The sequence below is a fragment of the Hoeflea sp. genome (genome assembly GCF_039975035.1).
In the GTDB taxonomy this organism is placed as follows: Bacteria; Pseudomonadota; Alphaproteobacteria; order Rhizobiales; family Rhizobiaceae; genus Hoeflea.
The window spans coordinates 1-20,967 of record NZ_JBDWHW010000236.1 but is presented as its reverse complement, the minus strand read 5'-3'; the positions used below and the strand labels follow the sequence as shown (position 1 = coordinate 20,967).

General features: G+C 60.5%; 23 protein-coding genes. 22 read left to right on the top strand and 1 reads right to left on the bottom strand.

The features are described from left to right. Positions 1-54 precede the first annotated feature (54 nt). The 7 genes from pmtA (at position 55) to ABJN75_RS20705 (ending at position 4,804) form a co-directional block, all read left to right on the top strand. Complete coding sequence (pmtA, locus tag ABJN75_RS20735; RefSeq protein ID WP_348441502.1) at positions 55-645, top strand: phospholipid N-methyltransferase PmtA; 591 nt, start codon at positions 55-57, stop codon at positions 643-645. Positions 646-823: 178 nt separating this feature from the next. Next, complete coding sequence (locus tag ABJN75_RS20730; RefSeq protein WP_348441501.1) at positions 824-1,405, top strand: NAD(P)H-dependent oxidoreductase; 582 nt, start codon at positions 824-826, stop codon at positions 1,403-1,405. A gap of 72 nt (positions 1,406-1,477) precedes the next feature. Next, a complete protein-coding gene (gene pyrF / locus ABJN75_RS20725) occupies positions 1,478-2,206 on the top strand; it encodes an orotidine-5'-phosphate decarboxylase (protein ID WP_348441525.1) in 729 nt (242 codons plus the stop codon). An 11-nt stretch (positions 2,207-2,217) separates the two neighbouring features. After that, positions 2,218-2,511, top strand: coding sequence for a DUF1330 domain-containing protein (locus ABJN75_RS20720; RefSeq protein ID WP_348441500.1), 294 nt, complete (start codon positions 2,218-2,220; stop codon positions 2,509-2,511). A gap of 141 nt (positions 2,512-2,652) precedes the next feature. Beyond that, on the top strand, positions 2,653-3,633 hold the full coding sequence (locus ABJN75_RS20715; RefSeq protein WP_348441499.1) for a complex I NDUFA9 subunit family protein: 981 nt from the start codon (positions 2,653-2,655) through the stop codon (positions 3,631-3,633). A 62-nt stretch (positions 3,634-3,695) separates the two neighbouring features. Next, a complete protein-coding gene (locus tag ABJN75_RS20710; RefSeq protein ID WP_348441498.1) occupies positions 3,696-4,415 on the top strand; it encodes a sulfite exporter TauE/SafE family protein in 720 nt (239 codons plus the stop codon). Between the two features lie 236 nt (positions 4,416-4,651). Beyond that, positions 4,652-4,804, top strand: coding sequence for a hypothetical protein (locus ABJN75_RS20705; protein WP_348441497.1), 153 nt, complete (start codon positions 4,652-4,654; stop codon positions 4,802-4,804). A gap of 8 nt (positions 4,805-4,812) precedes the next feature. Here the strand turns inward: ABJN75_RS20705 and ABJN75_RS20700 are convergent, their stop codons facing one another. Then, positions 4,813-5,616: an undecaprenyl-diphosphate phosphatase gene (locus ABJN75_RS20700; RefSeq protein ID WP_348441496.1), complete on the bottom strand. Its 804-nt coding sequence runs from the start codon at positions 5,614-5,616 to the stop codon at positions 4,813-4,815. Between the two features lie 189 nt (positions 5,617-5,805). On the opposite strand from ABJN75_RS20700, the gene ABJN75_RS20695 reads away from it, so the two are divergent. The 15 genes from ABJN75_RS20695 (at position 5,806) to ABJN75_RS20625 (ending at position 20,892) form a co-directional block, all read left to right on the top strand. After that, the gene (locus ABJN75_RS20695) at positions 5,806-6,498 is read left to right on the top strand and encodes a glutathione S-transferase family protein (protein ID WP_348441495.1); all 693 of its coding nucleotides are present in this window, start codon (positions 5,806-5,808) and stop codon (positions 6,496-6,498) included. 4 nt (positions 6,499-6,502) lie between these two features. Continuing rightward, a complete protein-coding gene (gene queG / locus ABJN75_RS20690; protein WP_348441493.1) occupies positions 6,503-7,687 on the top strand; it encodes a tRNA epoxyqueuosine(34) reductase QueG in 1,185 nt (394 codons plus the stop codon). A 45-nt stretch (positions 7,688-7,732) separates the two neighbouring features. Continuing rightward, complete coding sequence (locus ABJN75_RS20685) at positions 7,733-8,605, top strand: SDR family oxidoreductase (RefSeq protein ID WP_348441492.1); 873 nt, start codon at positions 7,733-7,735, stop codon at positions 8,603-8,605. Between the two features lie 157 nt (positions 8,606-8,762). Then, on the top strand, positions 8,763-9,092 hold the full coding sequence (locus ABJN75_RS20680; RefSeq protein ID WP_348441524.1) for a septal ring lytic transglycosylase RlpA family protein: 330 nt from the start codon (positions 8,763-8,765) through the stop codon (positions 9,090-9,092). Between the two features lie 63 nt (positions 9,093-9,155). Further along, positions 9,156-10,499, top strand: coding sequence for an acetylornithine deacetylase/succinyl-diaminopimelate desuccinylase family protein (locus tag ABJN75_RS20675; protein ID WP_348441491.1), 1,344 nt, complete (start codon positions 9,156-9,158; stop codon positions 10,497-10,499). After that, positions 10,500-11,990, top strand: coding sequence for an ABC transporter substrate-binding protein (locus ABJN75_RS20670; RefSeq protein ID WP_348441490.1), 1,491 nt, complete (start codon positions 10,500-10,502; stop codon positions 11,988-11,990). 70 nt (positions 11,991-12,060) lie between these two features. Continuing rightward, entirely contained in the window at positions 12,061-13,011 is a 951-nt protein-coding gene (locus ABJN75_RS20665) for an ABC transporter permease (RefSeq protein WP_348441489.1), read from the top strand. Positions 13,012-13,046: 35 nt separating this feature from the next. After that, positions 13,047-13,871: an ABC transporter permease gene (locus ABJN75_RS20660; RefSeq protein WP_348441523.1), complete on the top strand. Its 825-nt coding sequence runs from the start codon at positions 13,047-13,049 to the stop codon at positions 13,869-13,871. Then, positions 13,868-15,478 (top strand): ABC transporter ATP-binding protein, encoded by a 1,611-nt coding sequence (locus tag ABJN75_RS20655; protein ID WP_348441488.1) that lies wholly within the window; start codon positions 13,868-13,870, stop codon positions 15,476-15,478. The genes ABJN75_RS20660 and ABJN75_RS20655 overlap by 4 nt, the downstream gene beginning before the upstream one ends. Positions 15,479-15,498: 20 nt before the next feature. Continuing rightward, positions 15,499-16,965, top strand: coding sequence for an aldehyde dehydrogenase family protein (locus tag ABJN75_RS20650; RefSeq protein ID WP_348441487.1), 1,467 nt, complete (start codon positions 15,499-15,501; stop codon positions 16,963-16,965). 20 nt (positions 16,966-16,985) lie between these two features. Continuing rightward, a complete protein-coding gene (locus ABJN75_RS20645) occupies positions 16,986-17,732 on the top strand; it encodes an SDR family oxidoreductase (protein WP_348441486.1) in 747 nt (248 codons plus the stop codon). Positions 17,733-17,909: 177 nt separating this feature from the next. Beyond that, positions 17,910-19,202, top strand: coding sequence for an RsmB/NOP family class I SAM-dependent RNA methyltransferase (locus tag ABJN75_RS20640; protein ID WP_348441484.1), 1,293 nt, complete (start codon positions 17,910-17,912; stop codon positions 19,200-19,202). Positions 19,203-19,273: 71 nt separating this feature from the next. Next, positions 19,274-19,738, top strand: coding sequence for a TspO/MBR family protein (locus ABJN75_RS20635; protein ID WP_348441483.1), 465 nt, complete (start codon positions 19,274-19,276; stop codon positions 19,736-19,738). A 75-nt stretch (positions 19,739-19,813) separates the two neighbouring features. Then, entirely contained in the window at positions 19,814-20,263 is a 450-nt protein-coding gene (locus ABJN75_RS20630) for a PaaI family thioesterase (RefSeq protein WP_348441482.1), read from the top strand. Next, a complete protein-coding gene (locus ABJN75_RS20625) occupies positions 20,260-20,892 on the top strand; it encodes a 5'-methylthioadenosine/S-adenosylhomocysteine nucleosidase (protein ID WP_348441481.1) in 633 nt (210 codons plus the stop codon). The genes ABJN75_RS20630 and ABJN75_RS20625 overlap by 4 nt, the downstream gene beginning before the upstream one ends. Positions 20,893-20,967: the final 75 nt, after the last annotated feature.

The following is a 20,967-nucleotide window of genomic DNA, read 5'->3' as shown; positions in this document are numbered from 1 at the left end:
GTCCCTATTGCGCGGACGATCGGGTATTGCCTTTGGGAGGTGCAGGATGTGGGCATGAATTTTTCCGGGCGGTTTGCCAGGCGTTTCGATGATGAAATCCGTTTTTTCAAGGGTTGGATAGACGGTCCGAAGGCAGTCGGTGCGATCATGCCGACCTCAACGATCACAGCCCGGTCGATGGCCCGGGTGATCGACCCGGCGTCGGGTCTTCCGGTGCTTGAACTGGGACCGGGCACCGGAGTGATCACCCGCGCCATCCTGGCCCGCGGCGTGGCTCCGGCCAATCTGGTGTCGATTGAAAATTCCCGCGATTTTCACAGCCGCCTGACACTTGATTACCCCGAAGTCCGGTTTATTCACGGCGATGCGTTCGATCTCGACAAGACCCTGGGAGATTTGAACACCAGCCTGTTTGACAGCGTTATTTCGGGGATTCCCTTGCTCAACTTCCCCATGGACCACCGGGTCGGGCTGATTGAAGATCTTCTCGATCGCCTTCCGCCTGGCCGCCCCGTGGTGCAGTTTTCCTATGGTCCGATATCGCCGGTGACGGCGCGCGGATCGAGCTTTTCAGTGGTTCATCATGACTTTGTCATGCGCAATGTGCCGCCGGCGCGTTTGTGGATCTACCACAGAGTGGAATAGTGCATCCCACTCCAACCGGCCCGTGGTCGTCCAGCCCGTAATCCCTCGCCTGCCGCTATCCACACCCGGCGCCCCCCGAACTTGATCGCGTTGTTTGCGCTGGTCCATGGTGATCTGTAAGGGTCTGTGAACCTGAAGAATCTCGATCAAAGCCACCTGATGTGCAGCGGAGCAGTCCATGATCCCGAAAATCCTCGTTCTCCCCGGCTCGAACCGCAGTGGTTCGTTCAATGCGTCACTGGCGGCGGCGGCTTCGCTCGAACTGGCGCAGCAGGGCGCCGATGTCACTCGCATCTCGCTGATCGATTTTCCCCTGCCGATTGTGGACGAGGATCTCAAGAACCGGTCCGGCATACCCGAAAACGCCATGAAACTGGGGCGGCTGATTGCCGCCCAGGACGGGGTGTTCCTGTGTTGCCCGGAATACAATTCGTCAATCCCGCCGCTGCTCAAGAACATGATTGACTGGGTCAGCCTGATTTCCAGCGACGGCGACCGGCCGTTCAAGCCATGGTCGGGACGGTATGTGGCTCTGGGATCGGCTTCAAACGGAAAATTTTCAGGCATTCGCGGGCTGTATCATGTCCGCTCGGTGCTGATGAATGTCGGTACCCAAGTCATCAGCGAGCAATGCTCGGTCGGCGGCGCGGCGGATGCGTTCGATGAAGCCGGAGGGCTCAGGGATGAACGGACACGGGCGATGCTGTCCAAGGCCTGCAAATCCCTGCTCACCCATTGCACGATGATGAACAGCCGGTGAGGCTCTTGTCTCACCCCTCTTGCGATAGCTCCGTCTTCATGCGAGGACCGGATAGTACGGAGGGAATGCATGATGACAAATGCAGCGGTTGATTTGAATGTGGCAGCCACTGACGCCTTTGATTCGCGCCTGATTGTGGCTCTCGATGTACCCTCAGTTGCCGAAGCCGAGGCCCTGGTGGCGCGGATCGACAACGAAGCGGTATTTTTCAAGATCGGCTACCAACTCGCCTTTGCGGGCGGATTGTCGCTGGCCCGCGATCTCAAGGCGTCGGGGCTCAAGGTCTTTCTCGACATGAAGCTTCTCGATATCGACAACACCGTCGCCAAGGGTGTGGAGAACGTGATGCGCATGGGCGTCGACATGCTCACCTTGCATGCCTACCCGAAAGCCATGCGCGCGGCTGTTGCCGCGGCCAAGGGCAGCGATCTGTGCCTTCTCGGCGTGACCGTGCTGACCTCGATGGATGCCGGCGATCTTGCTGAAGCCGGTTATGCCATGTCTCCCGAGCAACTGGTCAAGCGCCGTGCCGCACAAGCCCGTGATGCGGGAATGGGTGGCATTGTCTGTGCTGCCGCCGAAGCCGCGGCTGTGCGCGCCATCATTGGTCCCGATATGGCAATCGTCACACCGGGTATCCGGCCAGCCGGCGCCGATCACGGCGACCAGAAAAGGGTTATGACGCCTGCCAGGGCGCTGTCCGCCGGTGCATCACATCTCGTTGTCGGACGACCGATCAACGCCGCTGCCGATCCGGCCGCCGCAGCCCGGGCGATCCGCCTGGAAATGTCACAGGACTGAAGGAGCAGATCATGGCCAAGGGATACTGGATCGGGCGCATCGATGTGCATGACCCGGAGGCATACAAGGCCTATGTCGAGACTGCGACGCCGGCCTACAAGGAGTTTGGCGCAAACTTTCTGGTGCGCGGCGGAGACTTCAATCCGGTCGAGGGCCAGTCGCGGGCCCGCAACGTCGTGATCGAATTCCCCAGCTACGAGGCGGCCATCGCCTGCTACAATTCCGCGACCTATCAAAAGGCCCGTGCCATCCGCCAGCAATTTTCCGATGGCGAACTGCTGATTGTTCAAGGACATGAGGCCTGAGCCGGAGAATGGTCCATTTGGCGCAGGGCCTGGCTCTTCACCTCGCGGCTGTTTTTGACTAAGAGCATGCTTGAACGTTGACCCGACCGGGCTGCTCTTGATTGATCAACCTGCCCATTGACCCTGCGAGGGAGTGCCTAGATGACATCGCTGATCCAACCCAAGCTCGTAACGGTATTCGGCGGGTCCGGCTTTGTTGGCCGCCACGTCGTGCGTGCGCTCGCCCGCCGCGGTTACCGCATTCGGGTCGCCGTGCGACGGCCCGATCTCGCCGGCCATCTTCAGCCGTTGGGCGGGGTTGGCCAGATCGTCGCTGTCCAGGCCAATCTGCGAAATCGCGATTCGGTCAACCGGGCAGTCAGAGGCGCCGATCATGTCGTCAATTGCGTCGGCATATTGTTTGAATCGGGACGCAACACCTTTGATTCAGTCCAGGATTTTGGCGCGCGCGCCGTCGCCGAAGCCGCCCGCGCGGCGGGCGCCGGCCTCACCCATATCTCGGCCATCGGCGCCGATGTTGAATCCGAATCGGTTTATGCCAGATCCAAGGGACGCGCCGAAACCTCGATCAGCAAAATCATGCCCGATGCGGTGATCCTGCGACCGTCGATCATTTTCGGGCCGGAAGACGATTTTTTCAACAAATTCGCCGAAATGGCGCGGTTTTTCCCGGCCCTGCCGCTCATCGGCGGCGGGGAAACAAAGTTCCAGCCGATCTATGTCGGCGATGTCGCCGAAGCGGTCGCGCGCAGTGTCGACGGCACGCTGGCAGGTGGCGTGACCTATGAACTGGGTGGACCCAGGGTGATGAGCTTCAGGGAATGTCTTGAGGAGATCCTCGAGATTACCCATCGCAAGCGCGTCCTGCTTCCGCTGCCATGGAGCGTGGCGTCGATGATCGGCAAAATTGCCAGCCTTGTTCCATTCATTGCCCCGCCATTGACCGGCGATCAGGTTGTTCTGCTCAGAAGCGACAATGTTGTTTCCGCAGAAGCGTCAAGCCAGAACCGGACCCTGGCCGGAATCGGCATCGCACCGACCACGGTGGAAGCGATTCTGCCGAGCTATCTCACACGCTACCGGCCCCATGGCCAGTACAGCGGCGCCGGGAGCAAAGCCTGAGCGTCGATTTTGCTTGGCTGATATCGGCGCTGGTTCCGCCCGGGCTTGAAGCCTGGGCAGCGGTGGTTTTGATAACAGCGAGTTTTTTCGCCTCCGCGCTGACTGTTTCCGTCGGTATTGGCGGAGGCGTCGCCTTGCTTGCGTTGATGGGATATCTGTTTCCCGTTGCAGTCATCATTCCGGTCCACGGCGTCGTGCAATTGGGCTCCAATGTCGGCCGAGCAGCCATTCTGCGCGACCATGTTGCCTGGAGCTGTCTTGTGGCGTTTTTGATCGGCGCTATCCCCGGAGCGTGGATGGGCAGTGTTGCTGTCGGCGCCCTGGCCGAACCGGTTCTCAGGGCGGCGCTTGGCGGATTTATTCTGCTCATCACCTGGATGCGCCTTCCCCGGCTTGCGGCGATCAGGCTACCGGGTTTTGTGCTCACCGGCGCGATCACCACTTTCCTGACAATGCTTTTTGGCGCCACCGGACCGTTCAACGCCGTGGTTTTGTCCAAGACTTTTCCTGACCGACTGCGGTTTCAGGCTACCACCGCGGCGGTCATGAGCCTGCAGCATCTGGTCAAGACCATCGCCTTTGCGCTTGCCGGTTTTGCCTTTGCCCCCTGGCTTGTGCTGATTGCGGCGATGATTGTCACCGGACTTGCGGGGACCTGGGTGGGCGCCAATATCCTGCGCAAGATGCCCGAAAGCCGCTTTCAACTGCTTTTCAAGCTCTGCCTGACCATTCTGGCGCTCGATCTGGTCCGGCGTGGTGTTGCAGGAATGGCGCATGGTTAGCATTGATTTAAGTTTATCGGGTTTTATTGGAGACCTTGCCGGGTTGGGACTTGAACCAACAGGCAGAGCCGCGTAAATCGCCCCTGCTTCTCGCGGGCCTTCATTGCTCTCCGCAGTGTCATGGATCAACACCGTATTACGGCCCGCGGCAGCGAAATGCATGTTTGGAATACAACAAACGCCACGCGCTTTGGTCAATCGAGGCGTCGGGACGAAACAAGTCGGGATGAGTATTTATGGGTAAAACAGTCGTATCCGCATTCGCTTTTGCAATTGTGGTGATCCTGTCCGCGTCAGCCTTTGCGCCACGCAGCGTTGCCCACTCTTCCAAGGGCTGCACTCCGGCCTATGGTGTTGATCCCTGCGCCATCCAGACTATGACCGAATAGTTTCGGGCCTAACTCAGCAGCTGCAGACCGACGAGCCCAAGGACGCCGACAATGATGCGCCACCAGGCAAACAGCGCAAAACCGTGCCTTGATACGAAGTCGAGCAGACTGCGCACCACGATCACCCCGGCGATGAACGCCATGACAAAGCCCACGGCGATGGTGACGACGTCGTCATAGGCCAGCTTGTCGTAGTTCTTGTACAGGTCGAGCGCGAAAGCGCCCACCATGGTTGGCATGGCGAGGAAGAACGAGAATTCCGCCGCCGAGCGCTTGTCGGCGCCCATCAGCAATGCCCCGACGATGGTTGCTCCCGAGCGCGACGTGCCGGGGATCATCGCCAGGCACTGGAACAGCCCGATCTTGAATGCCAGCGGCAGCGGGTAATCCATGACATTGGTATATTTCGGGGTAAGCGTCATCCGGTCTATCATCAACAGGATGATCCCGCCGCCGATCAGCACCCAGCAAATCATCGCCGTCGATTCAAACAACACCGACTTGATGAAGTCATGGGCCAGCGCGCCGATCACCGCCGCGGGCAGGAAAGCCAGAAGTATGCCGGCAACGAAACGCCGCGCCTGGGGGCTTGATGGAAGGTCTGTAAGCAGTTTCCAGAGCCGCGCGAAATACACCGACAAGATCGCCAGTATGGCGCCGAGCTGTACGAGCACCTCGAAGCTGTTGCCCGGGGACTTGAACCCCAGGAAATGCCCGGCCAGCAGCAAATGCGCGGTCGAAGACACCGGAACGAACTCTGTCAGGCCTTCTATAAGGCCCAGCAGAGCCCCTACAAGTGTGGAATCATTCATGCTGGATACATCCCTGTCTCGACTGGTTTTCGCACTTTGCGGTAGCCCTACCCGGTTTCGCCACAAGGATTCACTAACATTGGTTTAGTGATTCGCTTGTCTTGCGGTGGGCCAATCCCTATAGCTCTATTTCCCGGAAACTGACCAGTCCCGCGCACCGGCGCCAACGCAAACACGTTCAGCACAACGATGCCAGTCCTTTATCATCACACAATTTCGGCCGCCTCCCGCTTCGTCAGGGTGTGTTTCAACGAGGTGGATTTCGTGGCGGACCTCTCCGAGGAACTGCCCTGGGAGAATCGTCGGGAGTTTCTCAAGATCAATCCGGCCGGAACATTGCCTGTGCTGGTGACCGACAACGCTCATGCATTATGCGGACCGCACGTCATCGCCGAGTGGCTTGATGAATCTTTTGGCGTGTTCAAGCGCGATCGCCGCCTGCTGGCGGAGGATCCGTTTCGGCGTGCGGAAATCCGGCGATTGCTGGAATGGTTTCTGATCAAGTTCGAGCAGGATGTGGTTCGCCCGCTGGTTCGCGAGCGGATTGTCAAACTGCAGATGCCCACCAGCAATGGCGGCGGTGCACCTGACCCGAAAATGCTTCGCACCGGCCGGGCCAATATTCGCCAGCATATGAAGTATGTGTCCTGGCTCGCCGGATCCCGCGCCTGGCTGGCCGGCGACCGCTTGAGCTATGCTGATCTCGCCGCCGCCGCCGCGCTGTCAGTGATGGATTATCTGGGCGAAATTGACTGGAAAGAACATCCCCAGGCAAAGGACTGGTATCAGCGCGTCAAATCCCGCCCTTCTTTCAGGCCGCTTCTGGCCGACCGGATCCGGAATCTGCCACCGGTCGCCCATTACGCAGATCTCGATTTCTAAGGCGATGGCGCCGGCTGATCCCTCTACGCTAACCACTACCGCTGACAAGGCCGGCGTCAGGGCTGAGCGGCTCAAGGCCTATCTGGTCACCGAGGCCGAGAGGCTCGGCTTCTGCGCCCTGGCGGTTACCGCTCCCGATACCGGCCCGGAAATTGCCGAGCGGCTGGACCGGTTTGTCGAGTTGCAGCGACACGGATCGATGCTGTGGCTTGATGAAACGCGGGCCCGCCGCGCCGACCCGAAAACCCTGTGGCCCGAGGTCGGCTCGGTGATCATGCTGGCGATGAATTACGGTCCGGACAGTGACCCGCTTGCCAATCTTGGACAAAGAACCCGCGCAAACATTTCGGTCTACGCCCGCAACCGCGATTACCATGACATCATCAAGGGCAGGCTGAAGGAGCTTGCAGGCAAGTTTGCCTCCCGGTCAGGCGGTGACGTCAAGGTCTTTGTCGACACCGCGCCGGTGATGGAAAAGCCGCTGGCCAGGTCCGCCGGGCTTGGCTGGATCGGCAAGCACACCAATCTGGTCAGTCGCAGCCACGGTTCCTGGCTGTTTCTCGCCTCGATTTTCACCACCGTGGAACTGCCCCCGGACACGGCCGAGATTGACCATTGCGGCTCCTGCCGGGCCTGTCTCGATGCCTGTCCGACCAATGCCTTTCCCGCGCCCTATCAAATCGATGCGCGGCGCTGCATTTCCTATCTCACCATCGAGAACAAGGGGCCTGTTCCCGAAGAATTCCGCAAGGCCATCGGCAATCGCATCTATGGCTGCGACGACTGCCTGGCGGCCTGCCCGTGGAACAAATACGCGGTGACTGCGAATGAGGCGAAACTGATCGCCCGCGATGATTTGCGGTCGCCGCCGTTGATCGACTTCCTGGCGATGGATGATGCAGCGTTTCGCAGCTTTTTCTCCGGTTCTCCGGTCAAGCGGATCGGCCGCGACCGGTTCCTACGCAACGTGCTGATTGCTGCCGGCAACAGTGACGATCCGAAACTGGTTCCGCCCTGCGAGGTTCTGCTTGAGGATGCCTCGCCGCTGGTGCGTGGGGCTGCGGTCTGGGCATTGATGCAATTGACCGGGCAGGACCATATGCAGGCCCTCGCAGGGCGGATCGGCGTCGATCCGGATGATGACGTCCGCGCCGAATGGCATGCGGCTGTCTCGCCAGCTTCCCGGTGAACCCGGATTGACCAGACCAAATGTAGTCAGAGGATGGACCGGCAGATGAACTTGATGATTTTCGGCGCAGGTTTCTCCGGTCTCGCCATCGCCCGTACCCTTGCCGGTGAGTGCGGGTTTGCAGCGGGCACGACCCGCAGCGAGGCTCGATTTGGCGAGTTGCGCAGCGCAGGTCTCTCCCCTTTCACTTATGAGGGGGGGCAACCATCGCCGCAATTGCACAAGGCGCTCTCAAAAACCACGCATCTGGTCATGTCGATTGCACCCGATGCCGGTGGTGATCCGCTTCTCGACGCCTTTGCCGGCGGGCTTGGCGAGATCATGCCGAAGCTTGAATGGATCGGGTATCTCTCCACGGTCGGGGTCTATGGCGATCATGGCGGCGAATGGGTTGACGAGACAACGCCTTGCCGCCCGGTGTCCAAACGGTCTGTGGCGCGGCTGGCGGCCGAAGAAGGTTGGGCCAGACTGGCCGATCAGGTGCATGTGCCGCTTGCCATCATCAGGTTGTCGGGCATTTATGGTCCTGGCCGCAATGCGCTTCGAACACTGGAACAAGGCAAGGCGCGACGGATGATCAAGCCCGGCCAGGTGTTCAATCGCATTCATGTCGAGGACATCGGCGGCGCCACCGCCTTGCTGGCGCGACAATGTCTTGGCGGGATCTACAATGTGACCGACAACGTGCCCGCGCCGCCGCAGGATGTGGTTGAATGTGCCGCAAAGCTGATGGGCGTCGCGCCGCCACCGGAAACCGATTTCGAAACCGCGGATATCTCTCCCATGGCCAGATCGTTCTATAGCGAGAACAAGCGTGTCTCCAATGCCAGGATAAGGGCGGCGGGATATGAATTTCTCCACCCCGACTACGAAGCCGGCCTTGGCGCGCTGTGGCGGGATGCGGCCTGGGCAGGCTGATTCTGTTGCATTGCAACAAAACGCAACAACAAGTGATTTTGCAGTTCTTTTTTTGGCCCGGTTCGGTGTGCAACACCCTGACTGAACCAAAAGGGATCCAAAATTGACTTCAACAAGCACCAACGCACGAGCCGCATCTTTGTTCCTTGCCGGCCTCATGGCCGTGACAGCCAGCGTCACTGTCTCCACCCCGGCCTCCGCCGCCGATCCCTCGTGCGGACGCGCCTCGTGGTACGCACTGACCTCGCGCACCGCATCGGGCGAACGCATGGATCCGTCCAAGCTGACCGCGGCCCATCCGCGTCTGCGTTTTGGCACCAAGGTGGAAGTCAGCAATCCGCACAACGGAAAAACCGTCGTCGTGCGCATCAATGACCGTGGACCTTTCGTCAAGGGTCGCATCATCGATGTCTCCAAGGCCGCCGCCGGTCGTTTGGGCATGATCAGATCCGGCGTCGCAAAGGTTTGTTTTCGCGTGGTTTCCTGATCCGAGACATCTTGTCAGCCCTGCCGGTCTCGCTATTGTGGCGCGACAGCAGGGAGACATCACATGGCGCAAGCCGTCGAACAATCTGATCGCCAGCAGGCAATGGCCCGGGAAATTGCCGCGCGGCGCGACGATCTCGTGGCTCTGACCCAGGATCTGATTCGCATACCGACGATCAATCCACCCGGCGAATTCTATCGCGACATTTGCGAGTATCTGTCCCGGCGCCTGGCAAAATCCGGGTTTGCCATCGAGATGTTGCGTGCCGAAGGCACCCCCGGCGACAGCGAACGGCATCCACGCTGGAATGTGATTGCCCGCCGCGAAAGTGGGCGCCCCGGCCCGTGCGTGCATTTCAATTCTCACATCGATGTGGTCGAGACCGGCAGCGGCTGGACCTTCGATCCCTTTGGCGGAACTGTCTCCGACGGCAAGATCTACGGCCGTGGCGCCTGCGACATGAAGGGCGGGCTCGCCGCGTCGATCATCGCGGTCGAAGCTTTTGTCGCGCTTTGGCCCGATTATCCCGGCGCAATCGAGATCTCCGGTACTGCTGATGAGGAAACCGGCGGTTATGGCGGTGTCGCCTGGCTCGCCGAGCAGGGCTATTTCTCGCCCGAGCGCGTCCAGCATGTCATCATTCCCGAGCCGCTCAACAAGGATCGCATCTGTCTGGGCCACCGTGGCGTGATGTGGGCGCAGATCCGCACTCATGGGCGGATTGCACACGGGTCCATGCCTTTCCTGGGTGATTGTGCCGTGCGGCACATGGGAGCGGTCATTTCCGAAATGGAAACCTCGCTGTTTCCGGCGCTGGCGCAAAAACGCACCGCCATGCCGGTTGTCCCCGATGGCGCGCGGCAATCGACCATGAACATCAATTCCCTGCACGGAGGCCAAGCCGAACCGGAACCGGATTTCACCGGCTTTCCTTCGGCTTGCGTGCCCGATGAAGCCCGCATGGTCATTGACCGGCGCTATCTGATCGAGGAGCAGGCGAGCGATGTGCGAGAGGAAATCGTGGCGCTTCTCGAACGGGTGAAGGCGGAGCGGCATGGATTCCGCTATGATTTCGAGGAACTCTGGCAGGTCAGCCCGACCATGACCTCCGTGGATGCGCCGGTGGTCAAGGCGGTGGAGCGCGGCATACGCTCGGCTCTTGCCTGCGAACCGGTCCACGTTGTCTCGCCCGGCACCTACGATCAGAAACATATTGACCGGATTGGCCGCTTGAAAGACTGTATCGCCTATGGCCCCGGCATCCTCGATCTGGCCCACCAGCCTGATGAATATGTCGGGATTGAAGACATGATCGATTCGGCAAAGGTAATGGCTTTTGCCCTGGACGATCTTTTGCACGGATGCGCGCAGGACGCATCCGGGCCAACGGGAGCGAAGGAAGTTTAAATGACAAAGAACCCGATTGCGGCTGCAGCCGTTTCGATACTGGCCCTGGGATTGGCATTCGGCGTCACGCCGGCGCTGGCCGCCAAGATGGACGCCACCATCGGCATGCAGCTTGAACCGCCAAATCTCGATCCGACCGGCGGCGCGGCTGCCGCGATCGACGAAGTGCTTTATGCCAATGTGTTCGAAGGACTGACCCGCTTTGGTTCGGATGGTGCGATTCTGCCGGCGCTGGCTGAAAGCTGGGAGATTTCGGAGGATGGCCTCACCTACACATTCAAGCTGCACACCGGGGTGAAATTTCACGATGGTTCGGCATTTGACGCCGAGGATGTGAAATTCTCGCTCGATCGTGCCCGCGCGGATGATTCGACCAATGCCCAGAAGGCCCTGTTCGCAGATATCGCGTCGGTCGAGGTGGTTGATCCGGCGAGCGTCAGGGTGACCCTGTCCAAACCCAATGGATCGTTTCTTTTCAACATGGCCTGGGGCGATGCTGTCATCGTTGCTCCGGAGACCGCGGCCGACAACGCCGCCCATCCGGTCGGCACCGGCCCGTTCACTTTTGGTGAATGGGCCAAGGGAGACCGTGTCGATCTCAACCGCAATCCCGACTACTGGGGCACGCCGGTCAAACTTGACAAGGTGACGTTCAAATTCATTTCCGACCCGACAGCTGCGTTTGCCGCCATGATGGCGGGTGATCTGGATGCCTATCCGGCCTTTCCGGCGCCTGAAAACCTGGTGCAGTTCGAAGCCGACCCTCGGTTTGAGGTCATTATCGGCTCATCGGAAGGCGAGACCATTCTCGCGATGAACAACAAGAAGCCGCCGCTCGACAACATCAAGGTGCGTCAGGCGATAGCCCATGCCATCGATCGTCAGGCCATCATCGATGGCGCCCTGTTCGGCTATGGCACGCCGATCGGCACGCATTTTGCCCCGCATAACCCGGCCTATGTCGATCTGACCGCGCAATCGGCCCATGATCCTGACCAATCCAGGGCGCTTCTGGCCGAGGCCGGCATCAAGGATCTGACACTGTCCCTCAAGTTGCCCCCGCCAAGCTATGCCCGCCGTGGCGGCGAGATCATCGCCGCGCAATTGCGTGAGGTCGGCATCAATGCCGAGATCACCAATGTCGAATGGGCGCAATGGCTCGAAGACGTTTTCAAGGGCAAGAATTTCGATCTGACCATCGTCTCCCACACCGAGCCGATGGACATCGGCATCTATGCTCGCGAAGACTACTATTTCCAGTACGGCAATGCGGATTTCAAGGCGATCATGGCCGATCTCGACAAGGCCACAGATCCGGCCAGACGCACCGAGCTGATGCAGGCAGCGCAGAAAAAAATCGCTGACGACTACGTCAACGCCTATCTGTTCCAGCTTCCTCGCACCGGCGTAACCAACGCCAAGCTCAAGGGCATCTGGCCCAACTCGCCAACCCAGGCCAACGATATGACCGGCGTATACTGGGAAGAGTGACACCTGATATCTGCACCAGGGTCGGCCTTGTTGCCGGCCCTGGAGTGAGTCTGCTTTTGGATCCTGTTCAATGACCGCCTATCTGCTCAGGCGCCTCCTGTCGCTGTCGCTCAGTCTCGTTGCGGCAAGCGTCGTGATATTTATGGTGATGGAAGTGGTGCCGGGCGATCCGGCCTCCTTCATGATGGGCATCAATGCCGATCCTGCGGCGGTGGCTGCATTGCGTCTGCAGATGGGTCTCGATGAACCGCTGCCGCTTCGGTATATCGGATGGGTGGCGGGACTGCTGCAGGGCGATTTCGGCGTGTCCTATACCTACCGGGTTCCGGTCTCGGAGCTGATCTCGGATCGGGTGCTGATCTCCCTGCCGTTGACGCTCTATGCACTGGCGCTGTCGACTCTGATCGCCTTCCCGGCGGGCATCATCGCTGCCTCCCGGCGCAACAGCGCAGCCGATCTATCGGTGATGGGCGCGACCCAGCTTGGCGTCGCGATCCCGAATTTCTGGTTCGCGATGATTCTGGTTGTGATCTTCGCGATCAATTTGCGCTGGTTTTCGGCCGGCGGATTTCCGGGATGGGAAGCCGGCATCGGACCGGCGTTGAAAGCGCTGACGCTTCCCGCGATCGCGCTCGCCCTGCCCCAAGCCTCGATTCTGGCGCGGGTGATGCGCTCGTCGCTCATCGATACGCTGGACGAGGATTTCATGCGCACCGCCCGGGCCAAGGGCCTGAGCCGCAGCCAGGCGCTGTGGCGGCATGCGCTGCGAAACGCACTGATCCCGGTGCTGACCATTATCGGCTTGCAGTTCTCGTTCCTGCTTGCCGGCGGCATCATCATCGAGAATGTGTTCTATCTGCCCGGTCTCGGACGGCTGGTGTTTCAGGCCATCACCCAGCGCGATCTGATCGTCGTCCGCTCGGTGGTGATTCTGCTGGTCTTTGCCGTCATTGCCGTCACCTTTCTGGTCGACCTCGCCTATGCCGCCGTCGATCCCCGGCTCAGAAGGCATCGCCGATGAGCCTCGCGCAGCCCACCGAGAAATTATTCCTGCGCATGGCGCTGGGCCACCCGGCATTCCTGACCGGGTGTGCGCTTTCGTCGTTCTTCATCGTTATGGCGCTTGTCTCGTTTATCTGGACGCCGTTCGACCCGGCCAAGCTCAGCATTCCGGCAAAGCTGCAAACGCCTGGTTTGCAGCACTGGTTTGGCACGGATCATTTCGGACGTGACATGTTTTCGATGATCATGGTCGGGGCTCGCGTGTCGATTGCCGTCGCTTTTGTGGCGGTCGGCATCGGCATGATCCTTGGTGTGCCGCTCGGCCTTTACGCTGCCGCCCGGCGCGGCAGTCTGGTTGACGAAATCATCATGCGCGGCAACGATCTGGTGTTTGCCTTTCCCTCCCTGCTGCTGGCGATCATGATCACCGCGGTGTTCGGCCCCGGCGCGATCAATGCCATCATCGCCATCGGTATTTTCAATGTGCCCGTGTTCGCGCGCTTGGCGCGCGGTGCGGCGCTGTCGTTGTGGACCCGGGGTTTCGTGCTCGCCGCCCGGGTTGCGGGCAAGGGAAAGGCGCGCATTTCCGCGGAACACATCCTGCCCAACATCACCAGTCTGCTGATCGTTCAGGGCACCATCCAGTTTTCGCTCGCCATTCTCGCCGAAGCAGCGCTTGCCTATGTCGGGCTTGGCGCGCAGCCGCCGCTGCCAAGCTGGGGCCGGATGCTCGCTGATGCACAAACCCTGATCTCGCTGGCGCCGCACATGGCCCTGTTTCCCGGCTTTGCAATCATCATCACCGTGCTTGGCCTCAACCTGATGGGTGACGGCCTGCGCGACCTGTTTGATCCCAAACTGAGACGAGGGCGTGGATGAGTGCGCTCGTCATTTCCAACCTGAAAGTCGACATTCACGGCAAGACAGTGCTGCATGATATCGACCTGTCGCTTGAACCCGGACGGGTTCTCGGTGTGGTCGGTGAATCGGGGTCGGGGAAATCGATGACCGCGCTGGCGGTGATGCAATTGTTGCCGCGAGGCAGCCGCTGGGACGGCGAAATTCTGGTCGGCGGCGAAAGTGTTGCGGGCAAGGATGAGGCACAGCTCTGCGAGATGCGCGGCCGCGATGCCGGCATGATCTTCCAGGAACCGATGACCGCGCTCAATCCGGTGATGACAATCGGCGACCAGGTGGCCGAGACCGTGCGGATCCATACCGGGGCAAGCCGTCGCGACGCCCTCGCAGTCGCCCGCAAAACGCTTGATCGGGTTGGCCTGCCGGAAGACCGTTTTCCGCTTGACCGGTATCCGCATGATCTGTCCGGCGGCCAACGCCAGCGGGTGGCAATCGCCCAGGCGATTGCGCTGAGACCCAGGGTGCTGATAGCCGACGAGCCGACCACCGCGCTTGATGTGACCACCCAGGCACAGATTCTCGATCTGCTTATCGAGCTGGTGCGCGAGGAGAACATGGGGCTGATGCTGATCACCCATGATCTGGCGGTTGTCGCCGGACTGGCCGATACGATTGCCATCCTCAAGGACGGCGCCGTGGTCGAGACCGGGCCGACGCGTGAGGTGTTCCGCACCATGCGCCATCCCTATACCCGTGCCCTGTTCTCCGCCTCCGCCCATGTGCCCGACCGAAGCCGCAAGCCTGTGGCGTCGGCAATCCCCGTCTTGTCGGTTGAGAATGTTGTCCGCGACTACCAGCAGCCCCGCCGGAGCCTGTTTGTCAGGCGGCCGCCATTCCGCGCTGTCGATCAGGTCGGCTTTAAGATCTCCCATGGCGAAAATGTCGGACTGGTCGGCGAATCAGGCTGCGGAAAATCAACGCTCGCCCGCGCCATTCTGGCGCTCGATGCCCTGCAGGGTGGCGAGATAAGGCTCAACGGTCATGTGGTCTCAAGCGCCGGCGATGGTCCGCACCCGGAACTAAGGGCTAGGATGCAGGTGGTGTTTCAGGATCCCTATGGGTCTTTCAATCCACGTCACCGGGTTCGTCGTCTTGTTACGGAACCGTTTCATCTATTGAAATCACCACCGCGGGGCGCAGAACTCGAGCGACGGATTGACCGGGCGCTGGTTGAAGTCGGCCTTTCCTCCAGCGACGCCGACAAATATATCCATGAGTTTTCCGGCGGCCAGCGTCAGCGTATCGCCATTGCCCGGGCCCTGATCATCGAGCCGGCGCTGATTGTGCTCGATGAGGCGGTATCCGCGCTGGATGTGTCAATCCGCGCCCAGATTCTCGATTTGCTTGCTGGTCTTTCAGACCGACTGGATCTGTCTTACCTGTTCATCTCGCATGATTTGTCCGTGGTTCGCGCCATCACCGACAGGGTGCTGGTGATGAAGGACGGGCGCATTGTCGAGCAGGGCGAAACCGACAGCGTGTTCCGCAATCCGCAACATCCCTATACACAGATGCTGGTGGCCGCGACGCCGTCACTGGATGCGGCGCTCGCCGCACCGGCAAGCTGATCCAGACGAAAGGAACTTCCGTGACCGACACTCTCGACGCCGGATTTGACACCAGCCAATGCCTGATTGGCGGCCGATGGATCGGTGCCAGCGGCGGTCGCACCCTTGCTGTCGAAGATCCCTCGACCGGCAAGGAAATCGGCCGCATCGCCCGTGGCGGAAAAGTCGAGATCGAGGCCGCTATCGACGCCGCCCGCTCGGCGCTTGCGGGTGAGTGGGGGCAAATGCCCGCCGCCGAACGGGGGCGTTTGCTCGCCAAGATCGGACGGGCGGTGGAGGACCATGTCGAATGGCTGGCCACGCTGGAAGCCCACGATGTCGGCAAGCCGTTGACCCAGGCCAGGGCCGACGCCAGGGCGCTGGCGCGCTATCTCGAGTTTTATGGCGGCGCGGCGGACAAGATCCACGGCGAGACCATTCCCTATCTCAACGATTACACGGTCTACACATTGCGCGAGCCGCACGGCGTGACCGGCCATATCATTCCGTGGAATTACCCGATGCAGATCCTCGGGCGCTCCGTCGGCGCAGCACTGACTATGGGCAACGCCGCGGTTCTCAAGCCGGCTGAAGAAGCCTCGCTCACGGCTCTGGCTTTCGCCCGTATTGCCATGGAGTGTGGTCTTCCGGCTGGTGCGCTCAATGTCGTTCCGGGCCTGGGCGAAGAAGCCGGTGCCGCGCTCTGCGGCCATCCGGGTGTCAATCATCTCTCTTTCACCGGGTCGCTGGAAACCGGCCGCAAGGTGCAGCAGGCAGCCGCGCAAAATGTAGTTCCGGTGACGCTGGAGCTTGGCGGAAAATCGCCGCAGATCGTCTTCGCTGATGCCGACCTTGAGCGGGCGCTGCCATTTTTGGTCAATGCCGGCATTCAGAACGCCGGGCAGACCTGTTCGGCCTCGTCGCGCATTCTTGTCGAGGCGCCACTGCACAACGACGTCGTGCGGCTGATGAGCGAGCGCTACAAGGCGCTGACCGTCGGCGCCGCGATCGAGGATCAGTCGGTTGGCCCGCTGATTTCCGAGCGGCAGAAGAACATTGTTCAGGGATTTCTCTCCGAGGCGGATGAAGACGGGCTGGCGCCGATCGCCGAAGGCCAGATGCCCAAATCAGCCCCGATGGGCGGCCATTACGTGCGGCCGACGCTTTATGGTGATGTTGATCCTGGTCATGCACTGGCCCGTGACGAGATTTTCGGTCCTGTGCAGGTGATCATCCCGTTCCGTGATGAAGAGGAAGCAATCGCTATCGCCAACGGCACCGATTACGGTCTCGTCGCCGGAGTCTGGACCCGCGACGGCGGCCGGCAGATGCGTCTGGTGCGTGCGATCCGCTCGGGCCAGGTGTTTGTCAACAATTACGGCGCTGGCGGCGGTGTGGAACTGCCCTTTGGCGGCGTTGGAAAATCCGGCCATGGCCGCGAAAAGGGCTTTGAGGCGCTGTATGGTTTCTCGGCCTTGAAGACCGTTGCGGTCTGGCATGGCAAATAATTTCGTTGGAGGAGAATTCGATGAGACTTGAAGGCAAGACCGCGCTGGTCACAGGCGGCGCATCCGGGTTTGGCGCGGGCATCGTCCGCAAGTTCCTGGCTGAAGGCGCCCGCGTCGTCATCGCCGACATCAATGCCGATGCCGCCACCGCGCTTGCCGCGGAACTGGGCGAGCGGGCGTTTGCTGTTTCCGTCGATGTTTCCAGCAATGACAGCGTCGCCGCCATGTCCGGGGATGTGCTTGGCCGGTTCGGCCATCTCGATATTCTGGTCAACAATGCGGGCATCACCCATCTCCCCGCAGCGCTCGAAGATGTCAGCGAAGAGGATTTCGACCGGGTGCTGGCGGTCAATGCCAAGTCTGTTTTCCTCACCGCACGCCATTTTGTTCCGGCTATGAAACAAAAAGGCTCGGGCGCCATCCTCAATGTTGCTTCAACCGCGGGCGTCAGCCCCCGTCCCCGGCTGAGCTGGTACAATTGCTCTAAGGGCTGGATGATCACCGCGACCCGGACCATGGCGGTCGAACTGGCGCCATCCGGCATTCGGGTCAACGCCATCAATCCGGTTGCCGGAGAAACGCCGCTGCTCAAATCCTTCATGGGAGAGGATACGCCGGAAATCCGCGCCAAATTCCTCTCGACCATTCCGCTGGGACGGTTTTCGACGCCGGAAGATATGGGCAACGCCGCCTGTTTCCTGTGTTCCGACGAGGCCTCGATGATCACTGGTGTCGCCATGGAAGTCGATGGCGGTCGCTGCATCTAGGCGTGTCCACAGTCAAATCGCTTTCAATTGAGCACGAAACGCTCTAGCAGAGGCCAATCAACAGCACCGCGCCTCAAAAGTGACGTGCAAGGGATGCTGTACCCAATTGAAGCAATGCATGTGCGTTGTCGCTCGGATGTCTCCATGTGAGCCCGACATGCATTCGGAGACAAAATCATGCGCATTGGCGGACGTCTGCAAGCAGCCATTGAGGTTCTCACTGATATCGAAACCCGGCATCGGCCGGTTCCCGATGCGCTCAAGGACTGGGGCCTGTCGCATCGCTTCGCCGGATCGGGTGATCGCGCGGCCATTTCCAACCTTGTGCATGACGCGCTCAGGATGAAGCTGTCGCACGGCTTCATCATGGAGACTGACGAGCCTGCCGGTTTGGCCGTGGCAACCTTGCTGCGCCAATGGAAAATCAGTCCGGAACAACTGACCGCCAGTCTGGATGGCGACAAGTTCGCTCCGGAGATCCCTTCGACAGAGAACCTCGTCACGTGTCTGGGCCGTGACCTGTCTCAGGCCGCGCCCCACGTTCGCGCCGATATTCCCGAATGGCTGGCAGGCTCTTTCGAACGCGCTTTCGGCCCCGAATGGGAAGCCGAAGCGCTAGCTATGACCGCCCGCCCACCGCTTGATCTCAGGGTCAACACGCTTGTAACCGGGCGCGACCAGGTGCTGGAAGCCTTTGGTGAGCAAGGCGCCCGCCCGACCCGGCTGGCGCCGAACGGCATCCGAATTGAAGCCGGCGAAGGACCCCAGCGCCAGATCGCCGCCACCAGCGAAGTCAGCTTCGCTCGCGGCTGGTTCGAAATCCAGGACGAAGGCTCGCAACTGGCCGCCGGACTGGCTGGAGCTTCCGCCGGAGAAAAGGTGCTCGATTATTGCGCCGGCGGCGGTGGCAAGTCGCTGGCCTTCGCGGCGATGATGGGCAATGAGGGAAGCATCAATGCCTTTGATGCCGACCGGCGCCGGCTGGCGCCAATGGTCGAGCGTATCCGCCGAGCAGGCGCCGAGATCATCTACATCAAGGAACGTGCCGCGATGCTTGCAGGTCTGGAAAACCGCATGGACCGGGTTCTCATTGATGCTCCCTGCACAGGAACCGGCACCTGGCGCCGCCGCCCCGATGCCAAATGGCGCATCTCGGAAAAGAACATCAACGACCGCGTCGCCGATCAGGACCAGGTGCTGGACAGCGCGTCGCTCTATGTCCGGCCCGGCGGCGAACTGGCCTATGTCACCTGTTCACTGCTGCCGGAAGAGAACACCGACCGGGTCAAGGCGTTTTTGCAACGCCATCCTGAATTTGAAACCATTAGTCTCAAGCAGCGTTGGGGCAGTGTCGTGGCGGACCCGGATGCGCCGGTTCCCTATGCGGACCAGAACCTGGGCTTGCTGCTGTCGCCACGCCGTACCGGCACGGACGGATTCTATTTCGCCGGTTTCCGTCGCAAGATGTAACCGGCAGGACGGAGCACCAAAGTCTGTGCCGCGTGCCGGTTGTCTGGCAACGACGCACAAGAGGTGGAACCATGAATAAATCCCATGCACTGACGCTGATCCTGTTTGTCGTTCTGACTGTCGCGGCCGGCAGCCTTGTCGGATATTCCACAATCCCCGGTCCCTGGTATCAGGGGCTGCAAAAGCCGTCTTTCAATCCGCCAAGCTGGGTTTTCGGACCGGTCTGGACAGCGCTCTACGTGCTCATCGGTATTGCCGGTGCGCGGGTTTTCATCCGCGAACGCGGTAATTGGCTGCCGAAGATCTGGTTTCTCCAGATGGCGCTGAATCTGGTCTGGTCCCCGGTCTTTTTCATCTTGCATCGACCGGATCTGGCGCTTGTAGTGCTGATCGCCATGCTGATTGCCATCCTTTGCTTCATCACGCTCGCCTGGAGCCGCGATCGCCCGTCGGCGCTTCTGTTTCTGCCCTATGCCGCCTGGGTTTTATTTGCCGGCTTGCTGAATGGCGCAATCTGGCAGCTCAATCCGGTCTGAGTCGGGCCTCTTCAAAAAGAGCTTGCTGTTTGAGCGGCTGCTTGGCACCTTCGCACCTGCGAAAGGATGTGCCGCATGAATGAAAGGCCCGATGAGAATTTCCGAGAACGGGTGACGGCGAGTTTTGCGCGGCAGAACGCCATGCGCACAATTGGCGCCGAATTGACCAGTGTGGAATATGGCGTTGTCGAGATCGAGATGCCGTTTCGCACCGATCTGACCCAGCAGCATGGGTTCCTTCACGCCGGCATACTCTCGGCCGCGCTGGATTCGGCCTGCGGATATGCCGCGCTCTCGGTGATGCCGGAAGAGGCTGCGGTGCTCACCATTGAATTCAAGATCAATCTGCTGTCGCCGGGCCGGGGCGACAGGTTCCTGTTTCGCGGCGAAGTCACCAAGCCGGGCAGCACCATCATTGTCAGCGACGGACGTGCATATGCCATTGCCGACGGCCCGGCCAAGCTGATTGCCTCGATGACAGGCACGATGATGGTGGTGCGCGGACGTGAAGGAATCGCCGGATGAGAGGTGAAATCAAGTCAGTTGGTGATCACCGTGTTCTCTATGTGATGGCGGCGGAGCCGGAATATGGCCCCCATCTCAAGGCCCGGTTTGACCCGCTGATCACCGGTATCGGTCCCGTCGAATCGGCCATGATGGTGGCTGCGAGACTGGCCGGCGGTGCCAGCGAACGGATCGATTGCCTGGTCTGTCTCGGATCCGCCGGCTCCCGTGTGCTTGAGCAGACCGCGATCTATCAGGTGGCCTCGGTGAGTTATCGCGACATTGATGCAAGCCCGCTGGGTTTCGAGAAGGGGCGCACCCCATTGCTGGATCTGCCTGCCGCCCTTCCCATGCCGGTTGTCGTGCCGGAGATTCCTGCAGTGCGCCTGTCGACCGGCGCCAACATCGTTTCCGGCGCTGCCTATGACCTGATCGATGCCGACATGGTCGACATGGAAACTTTTGCGGTGGTGCGTGCGGCGAGCCTGTTCTCGATCCCGGTCATCGGCCTGCGCGGCATTTCAGACGGCAAGTCCGACCTCACCCATATCGACGACTGGACGGAGTATCTTCACGTGATCGACGAAAAACTGGCTCTAGCGGTGGATCGCGTCGAGGCGGCGATTGCATCCGGCGCGGCTTTGGCTTAATCGCTCGCCATGAACGATATCCTCCACACCACTCATCCCGATTCCATCCTGATCATCGATTTCGGCAGTCAGGTG